Genomic DNA, 23,726 nt, shown 5'->3' with positions numbered 1-23,726 from the left:
TTCTTCTGGTTGTTGTTGTGGGTCGGCATCGTTGCCCCTTTCGGTTCATCCGGCGGGTGCCGGCTCGCTCTGACATCACCAACGATGCGGCGTGAACCTGGAAGGGGGATCGAGCATTGCTGGGAGGTCGCTGGGGGCCCAAAACCCTTTGGCGACGGTCAACCGGTGAAGTCGTGGTGAACGGCTTCGACGTTGTCGTCGTCGATGTCGCGAAGGAAGACCCCGTGGTAGCCGGGGTGATATTCGGGCCACAGCCGTGGCTCGTGGAGGATCGTCGCTCCCGCTGCCTGCGCGGCGGCGCATTGCAGCGCGACATGATCCGGCATGGTGTCGAACCCACCGTCCCACCGCCTCGCGCACGGGCGAATCCGCATCCCCGTCACCGGATGACGGCTGATCCGACCCGACCCGGTTCACCACCCATGTCGCCCCGATGGCCATGGCGAGACCGACAGCGGTTGCCCACGTGAAGGGTTCACCGTAAACGGCGGTTCCCCAGACGGCGGTGACCGGCGGCATCAAGAACATCAGCGAGTTCACGGAGGTGACGCCCACCCGTCGCAGAAGCGCCCAGTACAAGCCGTATCCGCCGACCGTCGACAGAACGGTGAGCCATGCGATCGCGGCCCAGAACCCGCCTTGCATCGGCGGGACGGCGCCGCCGGCCACGACGGCCGCCGCGCTGAAGATCACCGCCGACGCCCCGCAGTGGATGGCGAGACCCAGGATCGGTGGGATCGTCACCGTCACAGAACGTTCCAGGAAGGTCGCCGCCACCAGACTCGCCATGCCCAGCAGGGGGACCAGGTAGGCCCACCACGGCGCCTGTGCCACCGATGAGGTGGCGTCGGTCCACGAGACGACCACGACCCCGGCCGCGCCGACGAGCAGCCCCCACCACTGTCGGCCGTGCGTGGCGGCGCCCAGGATCGGCCCGGCGAGTGCCGCGACCACCAGGGGTTGCACACCGTCGATCAGGGCGGTCGTCCCGGTGCTGACACCCAACTCGATCGCCCAGTACACGGCTACGGTGTAGCCCGTCTGGGACAGCGCGCCGATGATCGCCTGAATCATCCACTGGCTCAGCGACATCCGCGGCGACGACCATCGGCGCGATAGCACGGTGACGACAGCTCCGAGCACGGCGGCGATCACGACGAAGCGCCACATCAGGACCGTGAGGATCGAGGCATCGGATGCCCCGAGTTTGGCCCCGATGAACCCGGACGACCACGACACGACGAACAGTGCCGAGAGCACGGCGGTCATCCAACGGTCAGGTATACCGATCGGTGAAGTTCGCATGTGTCGGACTTTACCGATCGGTGTAGTCTTTGTCATGTGAGTGCCACAGATCAGGGGGACACCGAGGGTCTGGCCAGCGCGGTCGAGTGGACCCCGAAGGCCAGGATCATCCTCGATGCCGCGTCCACGTTGTTCTACGAACACGGCATCCATGCGGTCGGCGTCGAGACGATCGCGGCGGAGGCGGGTGTCACCAAACGCACGCTGTATGACCGCTTCGGATCGAAGGAGCACCTGGTCGTCGAATACCTGCGGGCACGAGATGACCGGTGGCGCTTGTTCCTGCAGGGACGTCTCGACGCCGCCGACGACTCACCCGAGCAGCAGCTGACGGCGGTGTTCGATGCCAGCCGCGTGTGGGCCGCAGATCACGGACCCAAGGGCTGCAGCATGATCAACGCTCACGCCGAGATCAGTGACCCCACCCATCCGGCCTACGCGATCATCGTCGGACAGAAGCAGTGGATGCTCGACCTGTTCACGACGATCGCCCGCGACGCGAGCGCCCACAACACCGCACTCGTCGGCGAACGACTCCTGCTGCTGCACGAGGGAGCGCTGGTGACCGCCGGGATGGGCGTCACCGCGGATGCGTTCGATGTCGCATGCGAGGTGGCCGTGGAGGTGTTGCGGCAGGCATGAGCCGTTCATCATCGACGATCGAGACAAGCGGGGGGTCAAGGAGTTCATCGGCACGCACATCCATTTCGGCCGGCCGGGGTTGACGACCTGAGCCGAGGTCATGGACCACATGCGGCCGCTGGCGTGAGGTGCGGGCGACCGTCGGAACAGGTCAGAGATCCCCGATCATCGCCCGTACATCGTCGGGGGTGAGGCCGGCTCCGAAGAGGTCGCCGTCGTCGACGACGGCGTCGAACAGCGCACGTTTCTTCGCCTGCAGCGCCACGACGTTCTCCTCGATGGTCCCCTTGGACACCAGTCGGTAGACGGTGACGGGACGGGTCTGGCCGATGCGGTGGGTGCGGTCGACGGCCTGCGCCTCGGCGGCGGGATTCCACCAGGGATCGCAGACGAAGCAGTAGTCGGCCTCGGTGAGGTTGAGCCCGAAACCGCCTGCCTTGAGACTGATCAGGAAGACTTTCGAGGTGCCGCTGGTGAACTCGTCGATCGCATTCTTGCGCTGCGACGCCGACATCGAGCCGTCGAGGTAGCTGTGGGCGATGCCAAGTTCGACCAGTCGTTCGCGGACGAGGCCGAGGAAGCCGGTGAACTGGCTGAACACCAGCGCGGCGTGACCTTCGGCGATGAGTTCGGGCAACTGTTCGGCGAGGTAGTCGATCTTGGCGGAGGCCACGGCGAGGTGGTCGTCGTCAATCAGGCCGGCGTGCAGACTCAGTTGGCGGAGTTTGGTCAGCGAGGTGAAGATGGCGAACCGGTTGTCCTCCCAGTCGCCGAGCAGACCGAGGACCTTCTGCCGCTCGCGGTTCAGATGGGTCTGGTAGATCCGTTCATGCTTCACGCCGAGCTCGATCGCCAGGACCTGCTCCTGCTTGACGGGGAGGTCCGATACGACCTGATCCTTGGTCCGCCGCAACATGACCGGCCGGATCCGCCGGCGCAGCTCGGCCAGTCGTTCCGGATGTTGCCCGCTCTCGATGGGTTTTCGGTAGTAGTCGCCGAAGACCTTCGGGGACGGATACAACCCGGGGGCCGTCAGCGACAGCAGCGACCACAGTTCCATCAAGTTGTTCTCCATCGGCGTGCCGGTGATGGCGATCTTGATCTCGGCACCGAGCCTGCGTGCGCACTGGTGGGTCTTGCTGTGGTGATTCTTCACGAACTGCGCCTCGTCGAAGATCACGCCCGTCCAACGGATCTCGTTGATCGCTTCGAACTGCAGGCGGAGCAGGGTGTACGACGTGACGACGATCTGGGCCCCACCGACCTTCTCGCCGAATGGAATTCCGCTCTTGGCCTCGGTCGTGGTGACCGACACCGCCTCCAGTTCCGGCACGAATCGGTTCGCCTCGCTGACCCAGTTGGCGACGACACTGGTGGGTGCGACGACCAGAAAGCACCCGGTCGGGACCTCCGCCGAGGCCTCGGCGATCAGGGCGAGCGCCTGGACCGTCTTGCCGAGGCCCATGTCGTCGGCGAGAATTCCGCCGATGCGGTTCTGCCACAGGAATCTGAGCCAGTCGAGGCCGGCGGCCTGATAGTCCCGGAGGTCGGCGTGCAGCCCGACCGGCGGCCCGGCGGGCGGTGGGACCGAGGCCGTCGCGAGTTGCCGGACGCGGGAATGCCACTGTGCCAGTTGTTCATCGACGGTACCGAGGCCCAGGAGCTCGTCCCAGAGAGTGGCGTTGTAGGTGTTGCGGCGGATCAGGCCGTTCTCCACCTCGCCGAGGGCCTGGGCCTCGCGGAGCAAATCGGCAAGGCGCTGCAGCTCCGGGGTCGTCAACGAGAAGTACGTCCCGTCGGGCAGGAGCAGGTGGGTGGCGCGGCTCGCGATGCCGCGGATGACATCGCCGAGCGGCACCCGATGCCCATCGACTTCCACGCCGATCCGCAGGTTGAGCCAGTCGTTGCCGACCGGCGACTCATCCTCCCCGATGACGATCTCGGGTTCGTTCTCCGTCGGCCGGAAATCGGCGGGCTCACCGATGACCTCGACGAGGATGTCGTCGCCGAGCTCGGGTACCAGTTCGCCCAGGAGTATCGCGGTGTCGAGCAGCGAGTAGGTGAAGGTTCGGCGCAGCAGTCCGGTGGTGGCGCTGCGCACGGCGTCGGTGATGTCGGCGGCGACGACCGCATCGAGGTCGCGGTCGTCGGCTCGCAGTCCCGCGTGGCGGGCCTGGGTGATGATGCGTCCGGCCTGCTGCTGCCATCGTGTACACCGCTGAGCGACCAATTCCATGGCGGGACGGGCAGACTTCCACGCCTGGGTCTCGGCGCTCGCATCCCGGATGGTGTTCTCGGCCACGCGGTCGTCGAGGGTGAAGTCACGGGGACGACCGTTGACGAGGTAGCGGATCTCCCAGTCGACCGTGGACGACTCGGCACCGACGCGGATGACGAGCAGCGGCAGCGGGCCCTCGATGGTCGGGTTCGGGAGGGCGTCGTCGTCGACGGCCACCGGGACCGTGGCGGCCAACGCCGGCAGGAGTTCGGTGGTGAACTCCTCGATCTCGTCGTCGGGCACGACGATCCCGCCCGCGGTGACCAGCGACTCGAGCGCCCCTCGATCCGGCGGCGACTCGAACGGGCCCATCAGGAGGACGCCGTCCTCGGTGACCGTGAACGCACCATGAGGTGTGCCGAATCCGATCAGGCCGACCCGGGAGCCGTGCCACGCGTCGTGGTCCACCTGCATCTCCGGCGTCACGAGCACGCCGCCGGCTCCGCGACTCACGTGAAACGAGATCCGCGACGACCTGAACAGTTCGACCGATGTGGCATCTGTCGTGTGGTGCGGGTGCAGCGTCACCCCGGCGTCGCACGCCTGCTCGATGAGTTCCCAGATATCGGGCGGCCCGGACGACAAGCTGATCACGCTGCGGTCGCCCGGCGTGCCGGTGTCGCGGGCGGCCCGGACGACGGCCCGTACCGCGCGGAGGTGTTCGGGATCGAACGCGCTCGCATCGAAGGATGTCGACCGCCACAGTCTGCTGTGTTGTTCCGCGACCGATCCCCAACTGATCCCGGTGCGTACCCAGGTGCGGCGCGCGCCGAGGGTGACCAGACGCAGGACCGGGCCGGGTTGGGGATCGTAGGAGGTCGCCGCTGGAATCTCGACCTGGATGCCGATGGGCGCCACCGGTGCGTCCTCGTCCGGCTGGGCACGGACGAAGGCACCGAGTGCGGTCCGCCATTGCGCCGGCAACGTCGCGACCTGGGCGCCGCGTGTGTGCGGGCGCTCGCCCCACGTCTCGTTGTCGAGTGCGGTGAGCAGCAAGGCCACCCCGTGTTTGCACATCATGCCCACGGGGCAGGAGCACTCGGTGTGGGTGAGGGTTCGTTTCGTGCCGTCCGCGGTGAAGACGGCGTGCATCTCGTAGGTGTTCTGGCCGGATCCCTCGCACAGACCCCGGAGGACCAACTGGTCGTCGGACCACTTCATGTCGAAGACGCGACCGTCGTCCGCATAGTCGCTGCCGCGGTCGAGGGTGCCCTCGTCGAACTCCATGAAGAAGTCGCTCGCTGAGTCACCCAGCGGGTCGTATGTGGACATGCACCCAGGCTAGGGCCGGAGCACGACGGGATCGAGGATGTGCGGCCGTTGTCCACAAAAGGTCGACGGATACCGTGACGTCTGTGAGTACATCGGCGCACGAGCTGCACCCTCGCGACTGGAACGGCTATGCGACTCTGGCCGACGTGCTGCCCGCGATCGACGACGCGTTCGGTCGGTGGCCCTCGACGACCCTCCCGATCCCCGCGAGCAAGGACGTCGTCCTCCTGCTCGTGGATGGGCTCGGCGCCTCACTGCTCGATCAGCACGCGGAGATCGCCCCCACTCTCACCGCCATGCGAGCCTCGACGATCCGTGCGGGATTCCCCGCGACGACCGCGACCAGCATCACCAGCCTCATGTCGGGCACATCCTGCGGCCGGCACGGGATCATCGGCTACGCCTTCCGGACGGATCGGGAGGCCACCCGCGGTCCGAATCGGCAGACCCTCAACGCGTTGCGGTGGACGCTCAATCGGTCGACCGGGCCGTCGGCGTTGGGTACCTATGTGCCCGAAGATGTACAGCCTGTGGGCGGAACGCTCGTCGACCTGGCGGCCCGCGGCGTCGAGGTCACCTATGTGATGCCGGGGGCCTATCGCGGTTCAGGGTTCAGCAGGGCCGCGTTCCGGGTCGACGGCACCCACATTCCAGCCCAGTCCCCCGCCGAGATCGCCGACGGTGTCTCGTCCGCCCTCTCTGTGCAGACATCGCGGCATCGGCTCGTCTATGCCTACTGGCCGGACCTGGACGCCGCAGGACACCTGTTCGGGCCGGGCTCCCCGCAGTGGGTGACCACCCTGGGAGCGGTCGATCGGATGGTCGCCGACCTGGCCTCCGAATCGCCCCGGGGGACCACTCTCGTGGTGACCGGTGATCATGGAATGGTTCAGGCGGACAACAGGATCGACATCGACACCACGGACGAGATGCTGAAGGGTGTCGAATCGGTCTCCGGTGAGATGCGCGTCCGGCAGGTGTACACCCGTCCCGGCGCTCGCGATGACGTCCAGTCCTTCTGGGCGGGGATCGTCGGCGACAACGCGCACCTCGCGCCGCGGGAACAGGTCCTCGACGAGGCGTGGTTCGGGACCGAGGTGACCGACGTGGTCGCAGAGCGGATCGGCGATCTCGTGGCAGTCGCCCGCGGAACCACGATCCTGACCCGGAGCCGCACCGATCCGGCGCCCGAGGTCACCATGCCCGGGCACCACGGCGCGTGGACCGCGTCCGAACAGTTGGTTCCACTGCTCGTGCAGAAGGTCTGATGGGCTCTATCTGGAGTATTTTTTTGTTTCACGTGCAACCCGGCATTTACCCAGCACAGCACTCTCGTGACCATCGTTGTATAGCTTTCTTGTGCATACGTCTTGATATGATCCGGTGCCGGCGGGAAGGTATGGCCATGATCACAAAAGACACCGGGTTCGACGTCGTTGTCGTGGGAGCCGAGATCGTCGGCCTTACGCATGCTTATCACGCGCATCGTCGCGGACTGTCGGTCACGGTCCTCGACCACGCCGACCGGGTGGCCGGTGACCGCACAGTCCGGCGAGGTGCTCGACTGCGCCCGCGCAGGCCGGGCGCACTGGCTCGGCCTGGCACGCCGCGCCGGGTTCTGGGCGGCCGAGACCGGTACGGTCGCGATCGCCCGGCACGACGACGAGCTGGCCGTCATGGAGCAGTTTGCCAGTGACAGAGGCGCTTCCGACACTTGAATCCTCGATCGCAGCGAAATCCTCGATCAGGTGCCGGCCGACGGTCACGCTGTCGTCGGCGGGATGTTCATGCCACGCGACCTACAGGTGGATCGGTGCTGTCGGTGATCGGGCTGACGCTCTACGGTACCGACGCGATGGTGTCGTGCGTGTCGCCAGTCGACTTCGGCACGTCGAAGCATGCGGGCGCCGCGACCGTCGCCGCGCTGATCCCGCTGCCGCACTGAAATCGAGTACCGAGCACCGACGGACCACTCCTGTCCGACACCGGGTGGCCACCCGCGCACGGGCGGCCACCTCGTCGTCCTCGGCTAGGGTAGGTAGACAAGTTCCCAGGTGTACCCACGGCACGGAGGTCGGGTTGTCCCCTCGACATCAGGAGATCTACCAGGTGATACGTGCCCAGATCGTCGACGGCAAGTACAGACCCGGCGACGAACTGCCTCCGGAGACGGCGCTCATGGAGGAGTGGAAAGTCAGTCGGGGGCCGATTCGTCAGGCCTTGTCCAACCTTCGGTCCGAAGGATTGATCTACACCACCCGGGGACGTCCGGCACGTGTCCGCCGACCACACCAGCCGACACAGACACTCGCGTCGTTCACCCCGTTCTCTCAGTGGGCACTACCGTCCGGCCGCGAACCGGGTAATCACACACTGAGCGTGTCCCGTCGGCGGGCCGACGGTGAGGTCGCCGACGGACTTCAGCTCGACGAGGGTGCATTCATCGTCGAGGTCGTGCGACTCCGGACGCTCGACGGTGTCCCCGCGCTTCTCGAGCGCAGCAGATTCACCCTCGACACCGGCCAGAGCCTGTTCGAGTTCGACGCCGACAAGGGTTCCATCACCGACCACCTCGTCGACGTCGGCGTGGAGTTCGCCTCCATGCGACACGAACTCGACGCGATCGCGGCAGATGCCACGGACGCCGAGGCGCTGCAGATACCGGTGGCGGCACCGTTGCTGCGGGAGCGACGCACGAGCTTCGACCCGCAGGGTAAGCCCTTCGAGTACTCCGACGACCGCTACCGCCCGGATCAGGTCACGTTCTCGATCATGAACACGATGACCGGAGAGGGTCAGGTTTCGCGCTGAGCACGGTCGGCGAAATTCTGGGCACGGTCGGCGAAATTCTGGGCACGGTCGGCGGATTCTTGGACCCGTTCGGCGAGGTCGGGGAGGGGTCCGGGGTGGCGGAGGTCGGCGAGATTCAGTGCGGGTAGGGGTGGCGGGCGTAGAAGTCGAGGTGGGAGCGGGCGGCGGCGTCCCAGGTGAGGGACCGCGACAGCGCACGTCCCCGGGCGCGGCGCGCGTCGTCGGTGGTGCGGGCGGCGAGGAGCGCCCTGGCAAGTGAGTTCACGTCGTCGGCATAGACGACGCTGTCGCCGAACACTTCCCGCAGGATCGGTAGTTCTCGCGCGACGACCGGACGCTCGGCCGCGAGTGCTTCCATCGCGGCCAGACCGAATCCCTCCTTCGTCGACGGGAACGCGAACACGTCGCAGGCGGCGACCAGCGACGGTAGGTCGTCGTCGGCGACCGAGCCGAGCACGATCGGCTCGATGCCGAGAGCGTCTCGGCGCCGGTCGAACTCGGCCCGATACTCCCGATAGTCGAACAACGTCTCTCCGCCGGCGAACACCAGGGACAGGTCGGGTGCGTCGACACGCATCCGGGCGAAGGCCTCGAGCAGATCGATGCTGCCCTTGCGCGGTTCGATGCCTCCGACGGCGAGCACGTACGGTCCGAGCTTCTCGCTCCACCGTCGTCGGGCCGTCGCGGCGTCGGCGGCGTCGGATGCTGCTGAGGCGAACCGTTGGTGGTCAACGCCGTTCGGGATCACGGTGGGTTCGCGACCCCATCCGTCGAGCACCTCGGCCGCCACCGCCCTGGAGACGCAGATCCGCGCATAGGGCTTCACCACCGCCTTCTCGTGGCACTCCACCAGGATCGGTGTCGTGAACTGGTCGAGGTGATGGATCGTCCGAATACAGATGCCGACGGCATTCGCACTGATGCAGTCCTGTGCGTGGACGATGTCATAGGCGCTCGGGTCGAATGCCGAACCTAGCGCGTCGATGGACCGCACGATACGGTCGGTGATGGTCTCGTCAGGGACGTCGTCGAAGTGGACGAGTCGCTGCTCGACGGCGGGATCGACCTCTCGGAAGAAGCGCTCGTCGCCACCGCGCGCGAGACTCCACACGGTGACGTCAGCGCCCGACCGGGCGAGAGCCTCGGCGAGGTTCAGGGTGTGCACGACGCCCCCGCGCGGCTTCGTCGAGTAGGTGAGCAGGGCGATACGCATCGGATCAGCCACCTGCTACCGGATTCTCCAGCCGCGCATCCGGTTGCCCCCGGCGGGAGCGGTAAGTGTCGTGACGTAGTTCGGTGAGATGGTCGAGAACTCTTCGGGCACGAGCAATCTCGGCGTTCACGTCGACGATGGTCTTCGCCAGACCGCCTTTGGAGCGCGTGGTTGCGAGGATGTCGCCGCCGGGTCCGACGACCTTGGCCTGCCCGAGGAACCTCAACGACCCGGTGACGCCGGTGAGGTTCGACGACACGACGAACACCTGGTTCTCGGCGGCCCGCGCGCAGTCGTAGAGATCGAAGAGCCGGGATTGGCGGTCCGCGGGGAGACGGGCGGCCCGATCGGTGACGCTCGCCGGCCAGGCCGACAGTGCGGCGATGATGCGCGCACCGTCGAGCGCCAGGGTGCGCGCCGACTCGGGAAATGTCTTGTCGTAGTCGATGAGCATCCCGATCCGTCCGACGGGCGTGTCGAAGGCGTCGAAGGAATCCCCGGCCGCATAGGCCATCGACTCGCCTGCGGGTTGATGGACCTTGCGGTGAGTGCCGAGAATGCCGTCACCGGACAGACATACGGCGGTGTTGTACCGCTTGCCCTGTGCCGCTTCGGTGTAACCGATGCAAACGGTCATGCGTCCGGCGGCTGAGGCGATGGCCGCCAGTTCCGGACCGTGCGGATCCAGGGTCGGCGGCAACTCGGCCGGATCGGGATGACGGAGATCGCCGATGTAGCCGCCGATGGATGCATCCGGAAACACCAGCAGGTCCACGCCGTCGCGGGCTGCGGCCTCGACGATGCCCACGGCCTTGGACACACCTCGTTCCACATCCCGTCCGAAATGTGCTGCGAGAGCGCCGAGCGTGACCGCGGTCATGTCACCGAACTCTACCCACCGGGAGGGCCCTCACGCCGCTCCCAAGCCGGTGACCGTCGACGTCACCGCCACGGTCACCTCCCCGTCGGGCCAACGCAGGCGCACACCCGGTTCTGCGGTGAGTCGACCGCAGCCCGCCGACGTCGTCGGACCCGGCACATCGTCGACGGCCAGGCGATCGGCCATCAGCATCGCGTAGCCGGGAAAGCATGTCAGCCACGATCCCATCGCGGCGTCACGCGGGCGCGGTATCGCGGCCACGTCGAGTTCCGCCCCGGTGCCGGAGGCCTCGGCGAGCATCCCCAGCGTCCCCGCGATACCGGCCATGCTGACGTCCTTCGCTGCAGCAGGCCGCAGTTCGGCCGGCAGTCGCGCCATCCGGGTGAGTTCGTCGGCGGTACGCGAACTGGTGCTGTCCCATTGCCGTCCGTGATAGCCGGGTCGCCACGAGCCGCCCAGGTCGGCGACCATCGACACGATGTCGCCGACCCTGCCTGCCCCGGCGGGGATCGCACGTTCCGCGTGGCCGAAGGCCGTTACCGACAGCGATGCATGGACCCCCACCTGGGTGTGTCCACCGAGGACCGGGGTGCGCCACGCCTGAGCGGCCGACGCGATGCCGCGGATGATCCGGGTGAGGTGCGAGCGCGTGGGGGCGCCGACGGCGTCGAGCACACCGAGGGGCCGCGCACCCATGGCGGTCAGGTCGTTCATGTTCACCAGGATCGAGCACCAGCCGGCCCATTCCGGGTCGCGTTCGACCATCGCCGGGATGATGGCGTCGCAGGCCGCGATCAGCTCCGAGCCCGGGATCGGCACCCCGTCGTCACCGCGGAACCCACTGGGTCCCAGGCCCCCGGGCTGCTCCGAGAACGGGGAGAGTACCTCCGCCAGCATCGCTTTCGTCGAGTCGGCGGCGCGCTGGATCTGCCCGATCGGCCACATCATCCGTCGATGGTCGCGGCCACGGAGGGTGGGACCGGCGCCGCGATCCTGCCAGCCCAGCGATCGGAACATCGGTACGTAGCGGTCCTGGACCGTGGCGTCGAACCGGGCCACCCCCGCGGATTCGGCGTGTGCGCACGCTGCGCGTACCAAGGCTGCCCCGACGCCTGCCGCGTGCGCCGGATCGGCAACCACCAGGCGGCTCCCCGCCCACCATCCGATGTCGTCGTCGGTGCAGGGTGCCACCCGGACACCCCCGATGACCGTGCCGTCGGGCGCGGTCGCCACCAGGACGACGGTACGTGGGTCGTCGTCGGCGTCATCACGGTCGTCCTGATCGAAAAGCCCTTGCCGCTCGACGAATTCACCGATGCGCAGGGATCGGTGCGCAGCGAGTAGTCCGGCGTCGTCGGCGATCCTGATGAGGAAGCGCGCCGGCGCGCTCGCCGGGCGCGCCCCCGCGAGGATGGACAGGTCGGTGCGTGCAGCACGCAGTTGATGGACGGGTGCGGTCGTGCCGTCGAGCATCGCCTCAGCCTCCCACGTTCTGCAGGACACTGCAGGCCCCGCAGGCAGCACATCCGGCGCGCTGGTCGGAGCCGGTCATACCGATCAACTGCAGGTGTGCCGCCACCTCCCGGCTGATCTTCTCCACGGCGGCGGGCTCCGGGGCCTCCGCCCGATCGACATCGACGGCGAGGGTGCCCGCATGCGGCCGGAACGGGACGATGAACGGATACACGCCCATGTCGGCGAGTTCCCGTGCCCCCTGGATCATTTCGTCCGAGTCCTCGCCGAGCCCGACCAGCAGGTAGGTGGAGACCTGGTTGCGCCCGAAGACGCGCACCGCCTCCGCCCAAGCTGCTCGGTACTCCTCGAGGGGCACCGACGACTTGCCGGGCATCCATCGGCGACGGACGTCGTCGTCGAGGGACTCGACGTGGATGCCGATCGCGTCGGCACCGGCGTCCCGGAGTTCGGTGATGGTGGACAGGTCGGCCGGCGGCTCGCACTGCACCTGAATGGGCAGATCGGGCACGGCGTGCTTGACGGCGCGAACGCAGCGCGCCAGATGCCTTGCGCCACGGTCTTTACCGGCGGACGTACCGGTCGTCATCACCATCTGGGTGACACCGTCGAGATCGACGGCGGCGCGTGCGACAGCAGCGAGGTCGTCGGGCTTCTTCACCGCGACCGTCGACCCGGATCGCAACGACTCCTCGATGGAGCAGAATCGGCATCGCTGGTCCTCGGCATAGCGGATGCAGGTCTGCAGGACGGTGGTGGCGAGCACGTTCGCACCGTGCAGCTTCGCGATCTTCTCGAAGGGGATGCCGTCGTCGGTGGTCAGCTCATAGAAGCGCGGTCGACCGATCGCCTCGATCCGGACTCCGGCGTCGACGCCGTCGTAGAGGACGCGATCACCGTCGAACACGAAGGGACTGTCCGGATTTCGCGGTATGGCGGCGTTGAGACCGTCGATCAGGAGGTGGCCGTCGTCGGTCGGCCCGGCGCCACCGGTCCGATGGACGGGCGGCGTGCCGCGGATGCCGAGGAGGGCGAGATCGACTCTGGTGGACACGGTCACGTGGAAACTCCGTTCGTTCAGATGATGCGACGGCCGCACCCGGCCACCGCTCGTCGGCGGATCTTGCCCGCATCGTTGCGGAGTTGTCGGCGGGTGACGCAGATGCGGTCTGGTCGGGCTGCGGGAGCGAGACGCCGGGTCGCGAACCGGCTGAGCTCGTCGACGGTGAGGGTTGAGTCGGCGATGTCGACGACAACGGTGAGGCTCGTCGCGTCGGCGGCGTCCTCACCGACTGCGACGGCGCCCCGCACCAGCGGGTGACTCTCGAAGGTCTGCTCGACGTCTGCGGGATACACGGTCGTCCCGCCGCGGTGGATCGTGTCGGCCTCGCGATCGAGCACCGTGAGGTAGCCGTCGTCGTCGAGGTATCCGATGTCTCCCAACGTGTCCCATCCGTCTGTGGTACGGCGTGACGTCGCGCCGACATAGCGGTAGGAACTCCGGATGCCGCGGCGCATCCAGATGGTGCCGGGTACGCCGGCACCGACGACCGCTCCGTCGTCGGATTCGATCCGGATCTCGGTGCCGCCGATCGGACGGCCGACGGAACCCGGGTGTTCGAGCCAGTCGTCTCCGCGGATCATGGTGAGCCCGTTGGACTCGCTGCCCGCATACACCTCGACGACGCGGTCCGCGCCGAGCCACTCGATCAGTGCGCGTTTGTCCGGTTCGGGACAGCGTCCGCCGAGGTGGAGGATCGAGTCGAGGGCGGTGATGTCGCGGCGTTCTCGCACCTCATGCGGTAGGCGCAGGAGCCGTCGAATCGACGGCGGCGACAGCACCGCCCAACTCACGCGATGGCGTTCGATGCAGTCCAGGAACGCCATCGGATCGAAGGAGGGCTCGATCACCAGGCGATGCCCGGCGGTGAGTCCTCGGAACGCGTAGGTGAATGCGGTGGAATGCCACATCGGCGACGACACCAGCTGCGTCGCGCGGTGCGGGACGAACGGTGCCACCGGAGCATCCGGGTCGACGAGAGCCGGCGCGGTGCTGGCGATCACCTTCGGCCGACCCGTGCTACCCGACGACGTCGGCGCCTTCCAGCAGCGCGACCACCGATCCACCAGCCGCGCGGTCGACATAGATTGCGATTGCGCTTCGGAGACATGGACGATGCCGGTGTGGATGGGCGCGCGCCCGAACGCCGCCACCGGTTGCGCGAGCTGTTCGATCGTGGAGCGTTCGTCGTCAGCGAGGCTGGGGTCGAGAGGCATCGGGGTCGCCCCGACCCGCCAGATCGCGATGCATGCCACGACGAACCCGATGCCGTTGGGCAAGGAGATGATCACGCGGTCGTCGCGACGGGCACCGTGCTGGATCAACAGTCGCGCGACCCGTGTCGCCCGGATGTCGAGCTCGGCGGCCGTCGCCGTACCCGATCGTTCTCGGACGAGGATCTCGTCCGGAGCGCGACGCGCTCGATCGGCGATGACCGCGGAGATCGGTCGGCGTGCCATCATTGCCGGTCAGACTTGCGTCATCGGATACGGATGGTCTGGGTCGGACTCATAGCAGATGGAGAACGGCTTGTTCGTGATGAACAAGAATGTCACGTCGTTGTCCGGCGTGGCGCCGTGCTCCATCCACCCGCCCTCGGGGAACCAGACAAAGCTTCCAGGCCCGTATTCACCCTGGTGGGTGACCAACACTCCATCAAGGACATACATGCCGTGTGCGCATGGGTGCGTGTGCCAGGTGTTGGTGAAACCGGCGTCGTACCGAAGCAGCATCACCTGCATGCCGGTATCAGGATCTGCGAGCAATGATTTGAACGGAATCTCTGCGCCGATCTGTTTGACGGACAGTATCTGCCACGGAAGTCTGCTGGAATCGGCGACTTCGAGATCCACGAGGTTGGTGGGCGTCATCATTATGTCCTTCTGCAAGAGCATGGTTTGGTATGTCAGGATGCGGCGCGAACGTGACGTGCGATTCCAGCGACGACGCTGTCGGCGACATGACGGGCATCGCGGTCAATGCCGAGGAATCGGCCCGAACCCCAGGTGTGCATCCACGGCAGCCCGATGAAGCTGAGCCCGGGAACCTGGGTGATGCCGCGAGTCTGCATCGGGCGGCCCGCGCCGTCGAACGCACTCGCGTCGATCCATCGGTAGTCCGGCCGGAAGCCGATCGCCCACACGATGCTGGTGATCCCCGCAGCATGCAGGTCGAGGTCGGTGGGGTCGGACTGCGGTTCCCATACCGGCTCGTATCGGCGGGGCGGCGGGGCGTCGATGTCATGCGCCTCGATATAGCGGTCGATGTCGGCACAGATCGAGTTGTAGACCGAGTCGGCCTTGTCGAGGGAGGCCGTCAGAGACGGTGCGAATCGCAGGTGCGCGTCCTTGCCGTCGGCGAGTGCGCCGTAAAGGGACATGCCCTCGGCGGCGAACTGGCGCAGGTCGACGTCGCGACCGCCCTCGCGACCCGTGACGTAGTGATTGGTCTTCTCCTGCGCTGCTCTGCCTCCCGGGTACTCCTGCGTCGGGGTGTCGTACAGACCCATGTCGGCCAGCCACGTCATGCAGTCGCGCCCACGGTAGAACCGGGCGACACGCGGTGCGTTGCCGATCGCGAGGTGGACGTCGCGGCCGGCGAGATGCAGATCCTCGGCGATCTGAGCGCCGGACTGTCCCGACCCGACCACCAGCACTGCACCGTCGGGCAGCTGGTCGGCGTTGAAGTACTGCTCGGAGTGGATCTGCAAGACAGCCGGATCCAGCGACGCCGCGTACGACGGGATGACCGGCAGCGGGTAGCCGCCGGTGGCGACGACGACCTGTCCGCAGGTGATGGTCTCGATACCGTCCGCACTGTTGAGGGTGAGCTCGAATCCGGCGTCGCCGGTCTGCCGGAGGTTGGTGACGGTGGTGTGTTCGCGGACGGGTGGGGTGAAGGTGTCGAGCCAGCGGGCCAGCCAGTCGACGACCTCGTCACGGGTCATGAATCCGTCCGGTTCCGGCCCGTCGTAGGCGTAGCCGGGTAGTCGGCAGTGCCAGTTGGGTGTGACCAGGGTGAAGTTGTCCCAACGGGAGTCGGCCCAGGCGTGGGTCGGTGTCTTCGACTCGATCACGAGGTGATCGACGCCGGCGCGGCCGAGGTACCAGCTGACCGAGAGTCCGGCCTGGCCGCCTCCGACGATGACGACGGGATGGTGGTTGGGGGTTGTGGTGGCGCTCATGATGTCTCCGGAGCGATGGAAGGTGTGGGGGTCGGCAGGGGTGGATGCATGTCGAGGATCTCGACGATGGAATCGGTGTCGTATCGGGCGGCGTTGCGGGTGATCTCGCCGGCGGTGGCGGCGGCCGACGTACAGGCGAATCCGAACCTGGCGCGCACACGTTCGGCCGCCTCGTCGAGCGCAGTCGTTGCACGCGAACGGAAATCGCCGACGGTGTAGTGGCCGCCGATGTCGAGGTGATCGTGCATCACCAGACTCGGTGAGTAACAGTTCTGCACCCGGCCGTCGGGCCACCGGACAGTGAAGGTCATCTCAGGCATGGGACAGGTCTCGCCATGCCGCTGTGCCGGTGGCATCGAGGTCGGTCAGCACGCCGTAGACGTCGGGCCGGCGGTCGCGGAGATGGAACATCCCACCGCGCATCGCGGTGAAGGTGCCCGCGATGTCGACGTCGGCGACGGCCATCCCGCTGTCGAGCAGGGTCGTGTCGAGGATGTTGCCGCCCGGATCGACGACCTTTGCGTTCCCGACGTACCGCAGCGATCCGAACGTGCCAGATTGGTTGGCGGCGAGCCAGAAGACCTGGTTGTCGAGGGCACGTGCGGTGTCGAACAGGTTGAACCGGTAGGTCCAACGATCGTCCTGCAGGTTCTCCGCGGTAGCCGTGCGTGCGGCCGGCCACGCCGACAGGCTCGCGATGATCTCCGCCCCGTTCAGGGCCATCACCCGGGCGGCCTCGGGAAACGCCTTGTCATAACAGATCTGGAGTCCGACGCGGCCGACGGGGGTGTCGAACACACCGTAGTGCGATCCCGACGAATACGACATGTTCTCACCCAGCGGCTGATGAACCTTGCGATAGCTCCCGTAGATACGGGTGCCGTCGAGCACGGCAGCGGCGTTGTAGCGGGTCTCGCCGTCGTCGGCGAGCTCGCAGAATCCGATGGCGATCACGAGGTCGCCGATGATCGACTGCACGCGTTGGATTTCCGGACCGTCGAGCCGAATGGCCGGCGGCAAAGATCTCGTCGTGTTCTTGACCGTGTCCCCGTGGTTGCCGAGCGACGACAGGTAGCCGCCGATGGCTGCTTCCGGGAATACGAGGAACTCGACGCCCCGCCGTCGGGCCTGATCGACGTAGTCGGCGATGGTCTCGTAGTTCTGCTCGAGATCGCGGGTGAAGTTGGCCGCGACCGCAGCGATGGTGGTCATGTTGGTCCTCGGGTGGTGTCGGGGTCGGTCACACCATGTAGGTGGAATTGATGATCGCGCCCTTGCGCGCGTAATGGATGATGGCGTCTTGCACGTCGAGCGGATGGGCCGGGATGACGCCCTCGATGAGGTCTTCTTCCCGTCCGCCGTGGAGGGCGAGGCCGAATCGGCAGCAGAACACCGTGCCACCCTCGGAAATGAAGGTCTCCAGCGAGTCGTTGATGTTCTGCTCGCCGGGGAATCCCGAGTCACCGGTCTTCGGAAAGCCGCGGGTGGCAAGGCAATTGATGGCACCGGGTCCGTAGAAGTAGACAGCGGATTCGAAGCCCTTGCGCAGCGCCCGGGTCGCCTGCAGGACGGCGACGAACGACACGGACGACTCGTGTGCGATCCCGTGCACCAGGGTGAAGTAGGTCTCGCCGTCCTCGGCCTGGTAGTCGGGGAAGATCTTGGTCCCGCCGTAGATGTTCGATCCCTTCGGAAGCGAGGGATGCGGGATCTCGGCGAGCGAGGTGGCGATGTTGTCGGTGATGGTTTCGTCGAAAGAGGACACGGGGTCTCCTGTAATGTCTGCGACGGGTCGATTCCGTCAGCACAGATCTGATGGATGAGGCGACGCTGCCTCAGACGGTGGAGCAGATCCCGGAGGATCTCGGTGAGTAGCCCTGCTCGGCTACGACATTCAGTTCACGCCTGTTGTATTGCGCGGTGGTTACCGGCGGAATAATTGAGCAGCGGATCCAGTTAACATGGCGCCGCGCGAGGTTCGGCGGCCGCCGAGATTCGCGGGCCGCGAACACGCACCCTCCATGGCAAACACCACCTTGGTTCTGAACCAAGGTGGTGTTGCAGAGAAGGGGTGGGTGTCGGGACGGCGGTTCAGGCCGCCCCCGGCGGGTGGCTCAGGCCACCGACTCGCTCTCGTCGATGGTCGGGACGGCGGCGAGCAGTTCGCGGGTGTACGGATGGTCGGGGTCGCCGAAGACCTTGTCGGCATCGCCGTACTCGACGGCCTCACCGTCGCGCATCACGAGGATGTCGTCGGCGACGTGATGGATGACGCCGAGGTCGTGGGAGATGAAGACAAGGGCGACACCGGTTTCCGCTTGCAGCCGGGCGAGCAGGTCGAGGATGCGCGCCTGGATCGAGACGTCGAGCGCGGAGACCGGTTCGTCACAGACGATGACCGACGGCTCGGGTGCCAAGGCCCGCGCGATGGCCACACGCTGGCGTTGCCCACCGGACAGTTTGAGGGGATGGCGGTGCCGGAAGGCGTCGGACAGACCGACATGGTCGAGCAGCTCGGACACCCGCTCGTCGGCCGCGCCCCCGCGCAGCCCTCGTGAACGCAGACTGTCGCGCAGGATCCGTTCCACATCCCAACGCGGATCGAACGAACTCAGCGGGTCCTGATAGATCACGGAGATCTGATGACGGTTGGCGCGGCGCTCCTTGTCCGACAGCGCGCTCCATGCGCGACCGTTGAGCTCGACGGTGCCGGCGTCGGGGCAGGTGAGACCGAGCACGATGCGGGCGGTGGTGGTCTTCCCGGAGCCGGACTCACCGACGATGCCGAGGGTGCGGCCGGGCGCGAGATCGAAACTGATGCCGCGCACCGCGGCACGCTCGGTCTTGTCTCGCGCGGCGAACGACTTGCGGACATCGCGCACTCGCAGCGCCAGCGGCTGGTCCTCGGCCGACGAACCCGGTCCGGACTCGGTGTCGGCCACCGTCAGGGTCTCGCCGGTGGTGAGCAGCGAGCCCTTCGACGTCCGTGAGGGGATCGAGGCGAGCAGGCTCCGCGTGTAGTCGTGCTCGGGAGCACGCAACACCTCGGCCGTCGGCCCGTACTCGACGATCTCACCGCGGCGCATCACGGCGACTCGGTCGGCCAGCCGAGCGACGACGGCCAGATCGTGCGAGATCAGGATGACACCGTTCCCCCGTTCCTTGGCCTCCCCCAGGACGTCCAGGATCTGGGCCTGCACGGTCGCGTCGAGCGCCGTCGTCGGTTCGTCGGCGATCAACAGCTTCGGATCCTGCGCGATGGCCGAGGCGATGAGCGCGCGTTGCCGCAGACCACCGGACAGTTCGTGCGGGCGCTGTCCGGCTCGCACCCGGGGTTCGGGTACGCCGACGAGACCGAGGAGTTCGACGACCTTCTCGTCACGCTCCGCCCGTCGTAGGGCGGCCGGTCCCAGCCGCAGACCGTGGTGGGCACTCCAAGCCTCACCGATCTCGCTGCCGACCGTGCGCAACTGGTCTAGCGACACCAGCGCGTCCTGCAGGACGAACCCGATCTCCCGACCTCGGATCTGCCGCCACTGCCGATCGGTGAGACCCAGGAGCGAACGTCCGCCGAACGTCACGGCGTCCGCATCGATCCGAGCGCCGTCACCGGTCAGGCCGATGAGCGTGCGCGCGGTGACCGATTTCCCGGACCCCGACTCCCCGACGATGGCGAGGCATTCGCCGGCATTCACCTCGAAGGAGACTCCCCGGACGACTTCGCGACCGCCGAAGGAGACGCGGAGGTCGCGGACCGCGGCGAGCGGCTGATCGGCGTCCCGGACGTCGTCGGCCAGGTCTGCCGCGCCTGATGTGGTGGAGGCAACGGTGGTCATCGGGTCGTTCCTTCCAGTCGGGCGCCGAGGTGGCGTCCCACGGTGGTGAATGCGAGGGCGGTGAGCACGATGACGAGTCCGGGGAAGATCTCCAGCCACCAGGCGACCGTGATGTAGGTACGGCCGGCGTCGAGCAGCGCTCCCCACTCCGGCGATGGCGGCGCGACACCCAGCCCCAGGTAGGCCAATCCGGACGCCCAGATGATTGCCTGCCCGATGCCGAGTGTCGCGGTGACCACCATGGGACGTAGTGCATTGGGTGCGATGTGCTGCAGCAGGATTCGCCGTCGTGAGTGTCCGAGCGCGGTCGCCGCCTCGATGTACGGGGCCTCTCGGACGGTGAGCACCTGGCCGCGGACGATCCGCGCGTACCCCGGCGCGATGCCGATCCCGATGGCGAACACCAGGGTCCACGGTCCGGGCCCGAACACCGAGGTGATGAGCAGGCCGAGCAGAATCGTCGGGAACGCAAACATCACGTCGATCCAGCGGTTCGCCAGCGCCTGCGCGACCCGGCCCGACAGACCCGCGGTGATCCCGAGGACGATGGCGAGGACCAGCGCCACACCGACAGCACCGAAGCCGATGGCCAACGACTGTCGGGTCCCGAAGATGACCCGGCTCAACAGATCCCGACCGGACAGATCCGTTCCGAACGGATGCGCCCAGCTCGGCGGCGACAGCGTGGCGTCCAGGTTGATCGCGAGCGGATCGTACGGGGCGAGGAGCGCGGGCACGACGACGGCGACGGCGAGCAGCGCCAGGACCACGATGGCAGCGGCGACGGTCGGCGGCACCGACCAGCGCCGGCCGTTGACGTCGACTGCAGCATTCGCACCGGCACTTCCGCCGGCATCTGCGGTGGGGCGTGGCGACAGAATGGTCATGGGACCTCGATCCGTGGGTCGATGACGGTGTAGAGCACATCGACGAGCAGGTTGGCGACGATGTAGATCGCGGCGACGAGGACGACGATGCCGCTGACGAGCGGGACATCGCGTGAGCTGGCCGCGGCGACGAGGGTCTGTCCGATCCCGGCCCGGGCGAACACCGTCTCCGCGATGACCGCCCCCGACAGCAGGGCGCCCATCGCCCAACCGGATACCGTGATCGCAGGGATCACAGAGTGCCGCAGCACATGTCGTGCGCGGACGGACAGATCCCCGAGGCCTCGGCTGCGGGCGGTCAGCACGAACGGTTGGTCGAGAGCGCGGGCGAACTCGTCGCGGGCCACGCTGCCCAGGAATCCGGCCAGCGGGATCGCCAGCGTCAGCACCGGCAACACCAGGCCGTACAGACCAGTGCCGCTCTCCACCGGGAACCAGGCCAGGTTGATGGCGAAGACCACCAACAGGATGGAGCCCAGCCAGTACTGCGGCAGGCCGGCGCTGACCGTCTCGACGAGAGCACCGATCGCTCCCCACGGTCCCCGACGGCCCGCCGTCAGCGTCGTCGTGACGAGCACGAGCAGCCACGCGACGATGAGCGCACTGACCGTCAACACCAGTGTCGGGCCGATCTGCTCACCGATGACCTGGGTGACCGGCTGCTGCAGTTGATACGACGTCCCGAGGTCACCGTGCAGCAGTCCGCCGAGGTAGTGCAGATACTGCTGCCAGATCGGATCGGTGAAGCCGTATTGTGCGTTGACGGGTGCGATCTCGTCGGGAGTGCGTTCGCGACTCTGGCCGGACGACAGGTTGAGCAGCAGCGTCGCCCGATCGCCGGGCGCGAGCACCTGCAGCAGGAACGTGACCGTCGCAGCGGCCCACAGCACGAAGACCGCGGAGCCTAGCTTGCCGAGCCAGCGCAGCCATGCCCTGCCGCTCCCCCGTCGGCGACGATCACCGGTCGTCCGGTCACCGTCGCCGCGGGACGCCGTCGTCTCGTCGATCAGTGTCGTCATCGCACAAACCTCGCATCCGAGAAGACCGGCTCACCTTGGGATTTCTCGATCCACACGTCATGCAGCTTCGGGTTGGTCGCGATCGAGGTGGTCTGGGTGTAGAGCCCGATGGCCAGTGCCTGATCACCGATGACCTGTTGCGCCCGCGTGTAGTAGGCCCGCTGCTCGGCGGGATCTGCTGAGCTGTTTGCCTTTTCGATGAGGCCCTGCAGCGTCGGATCGTTGTAGAAGGCGTTGTTGTACGGATTCGGGTTGTCCTCGAGGCGCTGTCGCCAGTTGATATAGAGCAGCCCCGGGGTCGGACTGGTCCAGTAACCGACGTACGCGTCGTAGGTGTCGGCCTTGGCGTACTGCCCGCCGAAGTACTCGCTCTGGGTGGCCGGCACGAGCTGGATGTCGAAGCCCACCTGCTTCGCCTGGTAGGCGACATCCTGCAGGATGGCGGCGCCCTCCGGACCGATGATCGCGTCGGCGGCGTAGACGACGCGTGCGCTGAGTCGGCGACCGTCCTTGGTGCGGACACCGTCGTCGTCACGCTGGGTCCACCCCGCCTGGTCGAGCAAGGCGTCCGCCTTCGCGGTGTCTCTGGGGTATGCGCCGGCGGTGGGGTCGTAGTCGGGGGTGCTCTGGCTCAGCGCACCGTTCGGGTTGTAGGGCACCACACCGAGATACGCGGTCTCGACCGCCTTCTGACGATCCGCGGAGTAGGCAAAGGCCTGCCGGACCCGGACGTCGTCGAACGGTGCGTGGTCGACGTTGAGGGTGATCGCGTTCGGGCGACCCGGGGTCACGTACTGCTTCGTCTGGAAGCGTGTCGTCGCGTCGGCCCAGTTGATGGGCGGCACGTTGTAGATCACGTCGGAGGATCCGCTGGTGAGTGAGCCGTAACGCAGCACCGGGTCCTTGAGGAACTTCCAGATCACCTTGTCCACGTAGGCCGGGCCCTGGTGGCGGGCGTTGGCCGGGGCCGAGTTGTAGTTCGGATTGCGCACGAAGGTGATACTGCGGTTGCGGTCCCAACGATCGATGACGAACGGTCCGGACCCGACGGGCCGGGAGCAGTTGGCCTCGGCGCCACGGGCCAGGGCGGTCGGTGACTGGATACCGAAGTAGCCCTGGGTCAGTACGGTGAGCAGCGGACTGTACGGCGACTTCAGGTGCAGTGCAATGGTGTTGCGGTCGACGACCTCTCCACCCTCGTAGTACTGGCCGATGTAGGCGGCGACCGTGCCGTTCGGGTTCTCGGGGTTCAGGTAGGCGTCGAAGTTGGTCTTGACCGCCGCGGCGTCGAGCGGAGTGCCGTCGGTGAACTTCACGTCCGGCTTGAGGTGGAACGTATAGGTACGCCGGTCGGGTGAGATGTCCCAGCTCGTCGCGAGCCACGGCACCGGTCGGCCGTTGTCGTCGAGGGACACCAGGTTGTCGAGGTATTGCCGTGCGAGATAGGCATTCTGGACCCAGCCGCCGTGGACGCACGGCGGTTCCTGCTCGTGGCCGTACTCGATGACACCGCCGGACACGTAATCGCCGTCAGCGGCCGCGACCCCCGTGGAGGTGCCGTCGCCCGTCCCGGGTCGCTGACCGCATGCCGACAGCAACGCCGCGGCGGAGAGACCCACCGCGAGGAGCACTCGGGTCCGCGGTCGGCGGACATATCTGAACACGGTGGAGCTCCTCGATGACGGGTGGTGCACGACCAGGCGAATGATGGGTGACGGATCGTGCGCAGCAACGACCCGCGGTTCGGCGAGAACGCTAACGAGATGTCGGCGGACAGTCAGGTCTTCGGTTCACGGTGAGCGCAACGGCGCGCCGAACGATCGCGGTTGACTAGCGTCGGGCGGGTGGCAGACCCAAAACCCCTGC

At 67.1% G+C, this 23,726-nt stretch carries 19 protein-coding genes and 3 pseudogenes; 5 read left to right on the top strand and 17 right to left on the bottom strand.

The genetic code is table 11. The annotated features are described in order from the left end of the window. Positions 1 to 158: 158 nt before the first annotated feature. Positions 159 to 299, bottom strand: a pseudogene (locus QSJ19_RS16340) (VOC family protein); the annotation flags it as partial. 52 nt (positions 300 to 351) lie between these two features. Next, a pseudogene (locus QSJ19_RS16335) lies at positions 352 to 1,269 on the bottom strand (DMT family transporter); the annotation flags it as partial. Between the two features lie 72 nt (positions 1,270 to 1,341). Here QSJ19_RS16335 and QSJ19_RS16330 point away from each other — a divergent pair. Continuing rightward, complete coding sequence (locus QSJ19_RS16330; protein WP_286321912.1) at positions 1,342 to 1,947, top strand: TetR/AcrR family transcriptional regulator; 606 nt, start codon at positions 1,342 to 1,344, stop codon at positions 1,945 to 1,947. 151 nt (positions 1,948 to 2,098) lie between these two features. Here the strand turns inward: QSJ19_RS16330 and QSJ19_RS16325 are convergent, their stop codons facing one another. Beyond that, the gene (locus QSJ19_RS16325) at positions 2,099 to 5,497 is read right to left on the bottom strand and encodes a DEAD/DEAH box helicase (protein ID WP_286321910.1); all 3,399 of its coding nucleotides are present in this window, start codon (positions 5,495 to 5,497) and stop codon (positions 2,099 to 2,101) included. 83 nt (positions 5,498 to 5,580) lie between these two features. Between QSJ19_RS16325 and QSJ19_RS16320 the strand changes: the two genes are divergently transcribed. The 4 genes and pseudogenes from QSJ19_RS16320 to QSJ19_RS16305 all read left to right on the top strand — a co-directional run bounded on the left by QSJ19_RS16320 (position 5,581) and on the right by QSJ19_RS16305 (position 8,308). Further along, complete coding sequence (locus QSJ19_RS16320) at positions 5,581 to 6,765, top strand: alkaline phosphatase family protein (RefSeq protein WP_286321908.1); 1,185 nt, start codon at positions 5,581 to 5,583, stop codon at positions 6,763 to 6,765. 137 nt (positions 6,766 to 6,902) lie between these two features. Then, a pseudogene (locus QSJ19_RS16315) lies at positions 6,903 to 7,308 on the top strand (FAD-dependent oxidoreductase); the annotation flags it as partial. Positions 7,309 to 7,310: 2 nt separating this feature from the next. Further along, the gene (locus tag QSJ19_RS16310; protein ID WP_286321906.1) at positions 7,311 to 7,442 is read left to right on the top strand and encodes a hypothetical protein; all 132 of its coding nucleotides are present in this window, start codon (positions 7,311 to 7,313) and stop codon (positions 7,440 to 7,442) included. A 134-nt stretch (positions 7,443 to 7,576) separates the two neighbouring features. Further along, positions 7,577 to 8,308: a GntR family transcriptional regulator gene (locus QSJ19_RS16305; protein WP_286321904.1), complete on the top strand. Its 732-nt coding sequence runs from the start codon at positions 7,577 to 7,579 to the stop codon at positions 8,306 to 8,308. Between the two features lie 115 nt (positions 8,309 to 8,423). Here QSJ19_RS16305 and QSJ19_RS16300 read toward each other — a convergent pair whose 3' ends face one another. From QSJ19_RS16300 to QSJ19_RS16235, 14 genes are all read right to left on the bottom strand, one after another. Then, positions 8,424 to 9,521: an MSMEG_0565 family glycosyltransferase gene (locus QSJ19_RS16300; protein WP_286321902.1), complete on the bottom strand. Its 1,098-nt coding sequence runs from the start codon at positions 9,519 to 9,521 to the stop codon at positions 8,424 to 8,426. Between the two features lie 4 nt (positions 9,522 to 9,525). Then, complete coding sequence (locus QSJ19_RS16295) at positions 9,526 to 10,401, bottom strand: carbon-nitrogen hydrolase family protein (RefSeq protein ID WP_286321899.1); 876 nt, start codon at positions 10,399 to 10,401, stop codon at positions 9,526 to 9,528. A gap of 30 nt (positions 10,402 to 10,431) precedes the next feature. Continuing rightward, complete coding sequence (locus tag QSJ19_RS16290; RefSeq protein WP_286321897.1) at positions 10,432 to 11,874, bottom strand: MSMEG_0567/sll0787 family protein; 1,443 nt, start codon at positions 11,872 to 11,874, stop codon at positions 10,432 to 10,434. A gap of 4 nt (positions 11,875 to 11,878) precedes the next feature. After that, a complete protein-coding gene (locus QSJ19_RS16285) occupies positions 11,879 to 12,934 on the bottom strand; it encodes an MSMEG_0568 family radical SAM protein (RefSeq protein ID WP_286321896.1) in 1,056 nt (351 codons plus the stop codon). A 17-nt stretch (positions 12,935 to 12,951) separates the two neighbouring features. Next, a complete protein-coding gene (locus QSJ19_RS16280; protein WP_286321895.1) occupies positions 12,952 to 14,397 on the bottom strand; it encodes an AMP-binding protein in 1,446 nt (481 codons plus the stop codon). 6 nt (positions 14,398 to 14,403) lie between these two features. Next, on the bottom strand, positions 14,404 to 14,805 hold the full coding sequence (locus QSJ19_RS16275; protein ID WP_286321892.1) for a cupin domain-containing protein: 402 nt from the start codon (positions 14,803 to 14,805) through the stop codon (positions 14,404 to 14,406). 35 nt (positions 14,806 to 14,840) lie between these two features. Beyond that, positions 14,841 to 16,118, bottom strand: coding sequence for an MSMEG_0569 family flavin-dependent oxidoreductase (locus QSJ19_RS16270; RefSeq protein ID WP_286321889.1), 1,278 nt, complete (start codon positions 16,116 to 16,118; stop codon positions 14,841 to 14,843). Further along, positions 16,115 to 16,438 (bottom strand): MSMEG_0570 family nitrogen starvation response protein, encoded by a 324-nt coding sequence (locus tag QSJ19_RS16265; RefSeq protein WP_286321888.1) that lies wholly within the window; start codon positions 16,436 to 16,438, stop codon positions 16,115 to 16,117. Before QSJ19_RS16265 ends, QSJ19_RS16270 begins: the two co-directional genes overlap by 4 nt. After that, complete coding sequence (locus tag QSJ19_RS16260) at positions 16,431 to 17,330, bottom strand: carbon-nitrogen hydrolase family protein (protein WP_286321886.1); 900 nt, start codon at positions 17,328 to 17,330, stop codon at positions 16,431 to 16,433. The genes QSJ19_RS16265 and QSJ19_RS16260 overlap by 8 nt, the downstream gene beginning before the upstream one ends. Before the next feature lie 28 nt (positions 17,331 to 17,358). Next, positions 17,359 to 17,883: an MSMEG_0572/Sll0783 family nitrogen starvation response protein gene (locus tag QSJ19_RS16255; protein WP_286321884.1), complete on the bottom strand. Its 525-nt coding sequence runs from the start codon at positions 17,881 to 17,883 to the stop codon at positions 17,359 to 17,361. A gap of 349 nt (positions 17,884 to 18,232) precedes the next feature. After that, positions 18,233 to 19,954 (bottom strand): dipeptide ABC transporter ATP-binding protein, encoded by a 1,722-nt coding sequence (locus QSJ19_RS16250; protein ID WP_286321883.1) that lies wholly within the window; start codon positions 19,952 to 19,954, stop codon positions 18,233 to 18,235. Then, the gene (locus QSJ19_RS16245) at positions 19,951 to 20,841 is read right to left on the bottom strand and encodes an ABC transporter permease (RefSeq protein WP_286321882.1); all 891 of its coding nucleotides are present in this window, start codon (positions 20,839 to 20,841) and stop codon (positions 19,951 to 19,953) included. The genes QSJ19_RS16250 and QSJ19_RS16245 overlap by 4 nt, the downstream gene beginning before the upstream one ends. Then, positions 20,838 to 21,860 carry an ABC transporter permease gene (locus QSJ19_RS16240; RefSeq protein WP_286321881.1) on the bottom strand — a complete coding sequence of 341 codons (1,023 nt, stop codon included), beginning with the start codon at positions 21,858 to 21,860 and terminating at the stop codon, positions 20,838 to 20,840. The genes QSJ19_RS16245 and QSJ19_RS16240 overlap by 4 nt, the downstream gene beginning before the upstream one ends. Further along, positions 21,857 to 23,524, bottom strand: coding sequence for an ABC transporter substrate-binding protein (locus QSJ19_RS16235; protein WP_286321880.1), 1,668 nt, complete (start codon positions 23,522 to 23,524; stop codon positions 21,857 to 21,859). Before QSJ19_RS16235 ends, QSJ19_RS16240 begins: the two co-directional genes overlap by 4 nt. Positions 23,525 to 23,726: the final 202 nt, after the last annotated feature.

The organism is Gordonia sp. ABSL11-1, from assembly GCF_030315685.1.
Taxonomy (GTDB): domain Bacteria; phylum Actinomycetota; class Actinomycetes; order Mycobacteriales; family Mycobacteriaceae; genus Gordonia.
Note: the sequence above shows the minus strand (reverse complement) of the source record. Positions and strands in the feature narration are given on the sequence as shown.

What these genes read in the sequence shown, in the direction of transcription:
- QSJ19_RS16325 (WP_286321910.1), bottom strand. Translation starts at nt 5,497, where the DNA reads ATGTCCACATACGACCCGCTGGGTGACTCAGCGAGCGACTTCTTCATG.
- QSJ19_RS16300 (WP_286321902.1), bottom strand. Translation starts at nt 9,521, where the DNA reads ATGCGTATCGCCCTGCTCACCTACTCGACGAAGCCGCGCGGGGGCGTC.
- QSJ19_RS16295 (WP_286321899.1), bottom strand. Translation starts at nt 10,401, where the DNA reads ATGACCGCGGTCACGCTCGGCGCTCTCGCAGCACATTTCGGACGGGAT.
- QSJ19_RS16290 (WP_286321897.1), bottom strand. Translation starts at nt 11,874, where the DNA reads ATGCTCGACGGCACGACCGCACCCGTCCATCAACTGCGTGCTGCACGC.
- QSJ19_RS16280 (WP_286321895.1), bottom strand. Translation starts at nt 14,397, where the DNA reads ATGATGGCACGCCGACCGATCTCCGCGGTCATCGCCGATCGAGCGCGT.
- QSJ19_RS16275 (WP_286321892.1), bottom strand. Translation starts at nt 14,805, where the DNA reads ATGACGCCCACCAACCTCGTGGATCTCGAAGTCGCCGATTCCAGCAGA.
- QSJ19_RS16270 (WP_286321889.1), bottom strand. Translation starts at nt 16,118, where the DNA reads ATGAGCGCCACCACAACCCCCAACCACCATCCCGTCGTCATCGTCGGA.
- QSJ19_RS16265 (WP_286321888.1), bottom strand. Translation starts at nt 16,438, where the DNA reads ATGCCTGAGATGACCTTCACTGTCCGGTGGCCCGACGGCCGGGTGCAG.
- QSJ19_RS16260 (WP_286321886.1), bottom strand. Translation starts at nt 17,330, where the DNA reads ATGACCACCATCGCTGCGGTCGCGGCCAACTTCACCCGCGATCTCGAG.
- QSJ19_RS16250 (WP_286321883.1), bottom strand. Translation starts at nt 19,954, where the DNA reads ATGACCACCGTTGCCTCCACCACATCAGGCGCGGCAGACCTGGCCGAC.
- QSJ19_RS16245 (WP_286321882.1), bottom strand. Translation starts at nt 20,841, where the DNA reads ATGACCATTCTGTCGCCACGCCCCACCGCAGATGCCGGCGGAAGTGCC.
- QSJ19_RS16240 (WP_286321881.1), bottom strand. Translation starts at nt 21,860, where the DNA reads ATGACGACACTGATCGACGAGACGACGGCGTCCCGCGGCGACGGTGAC.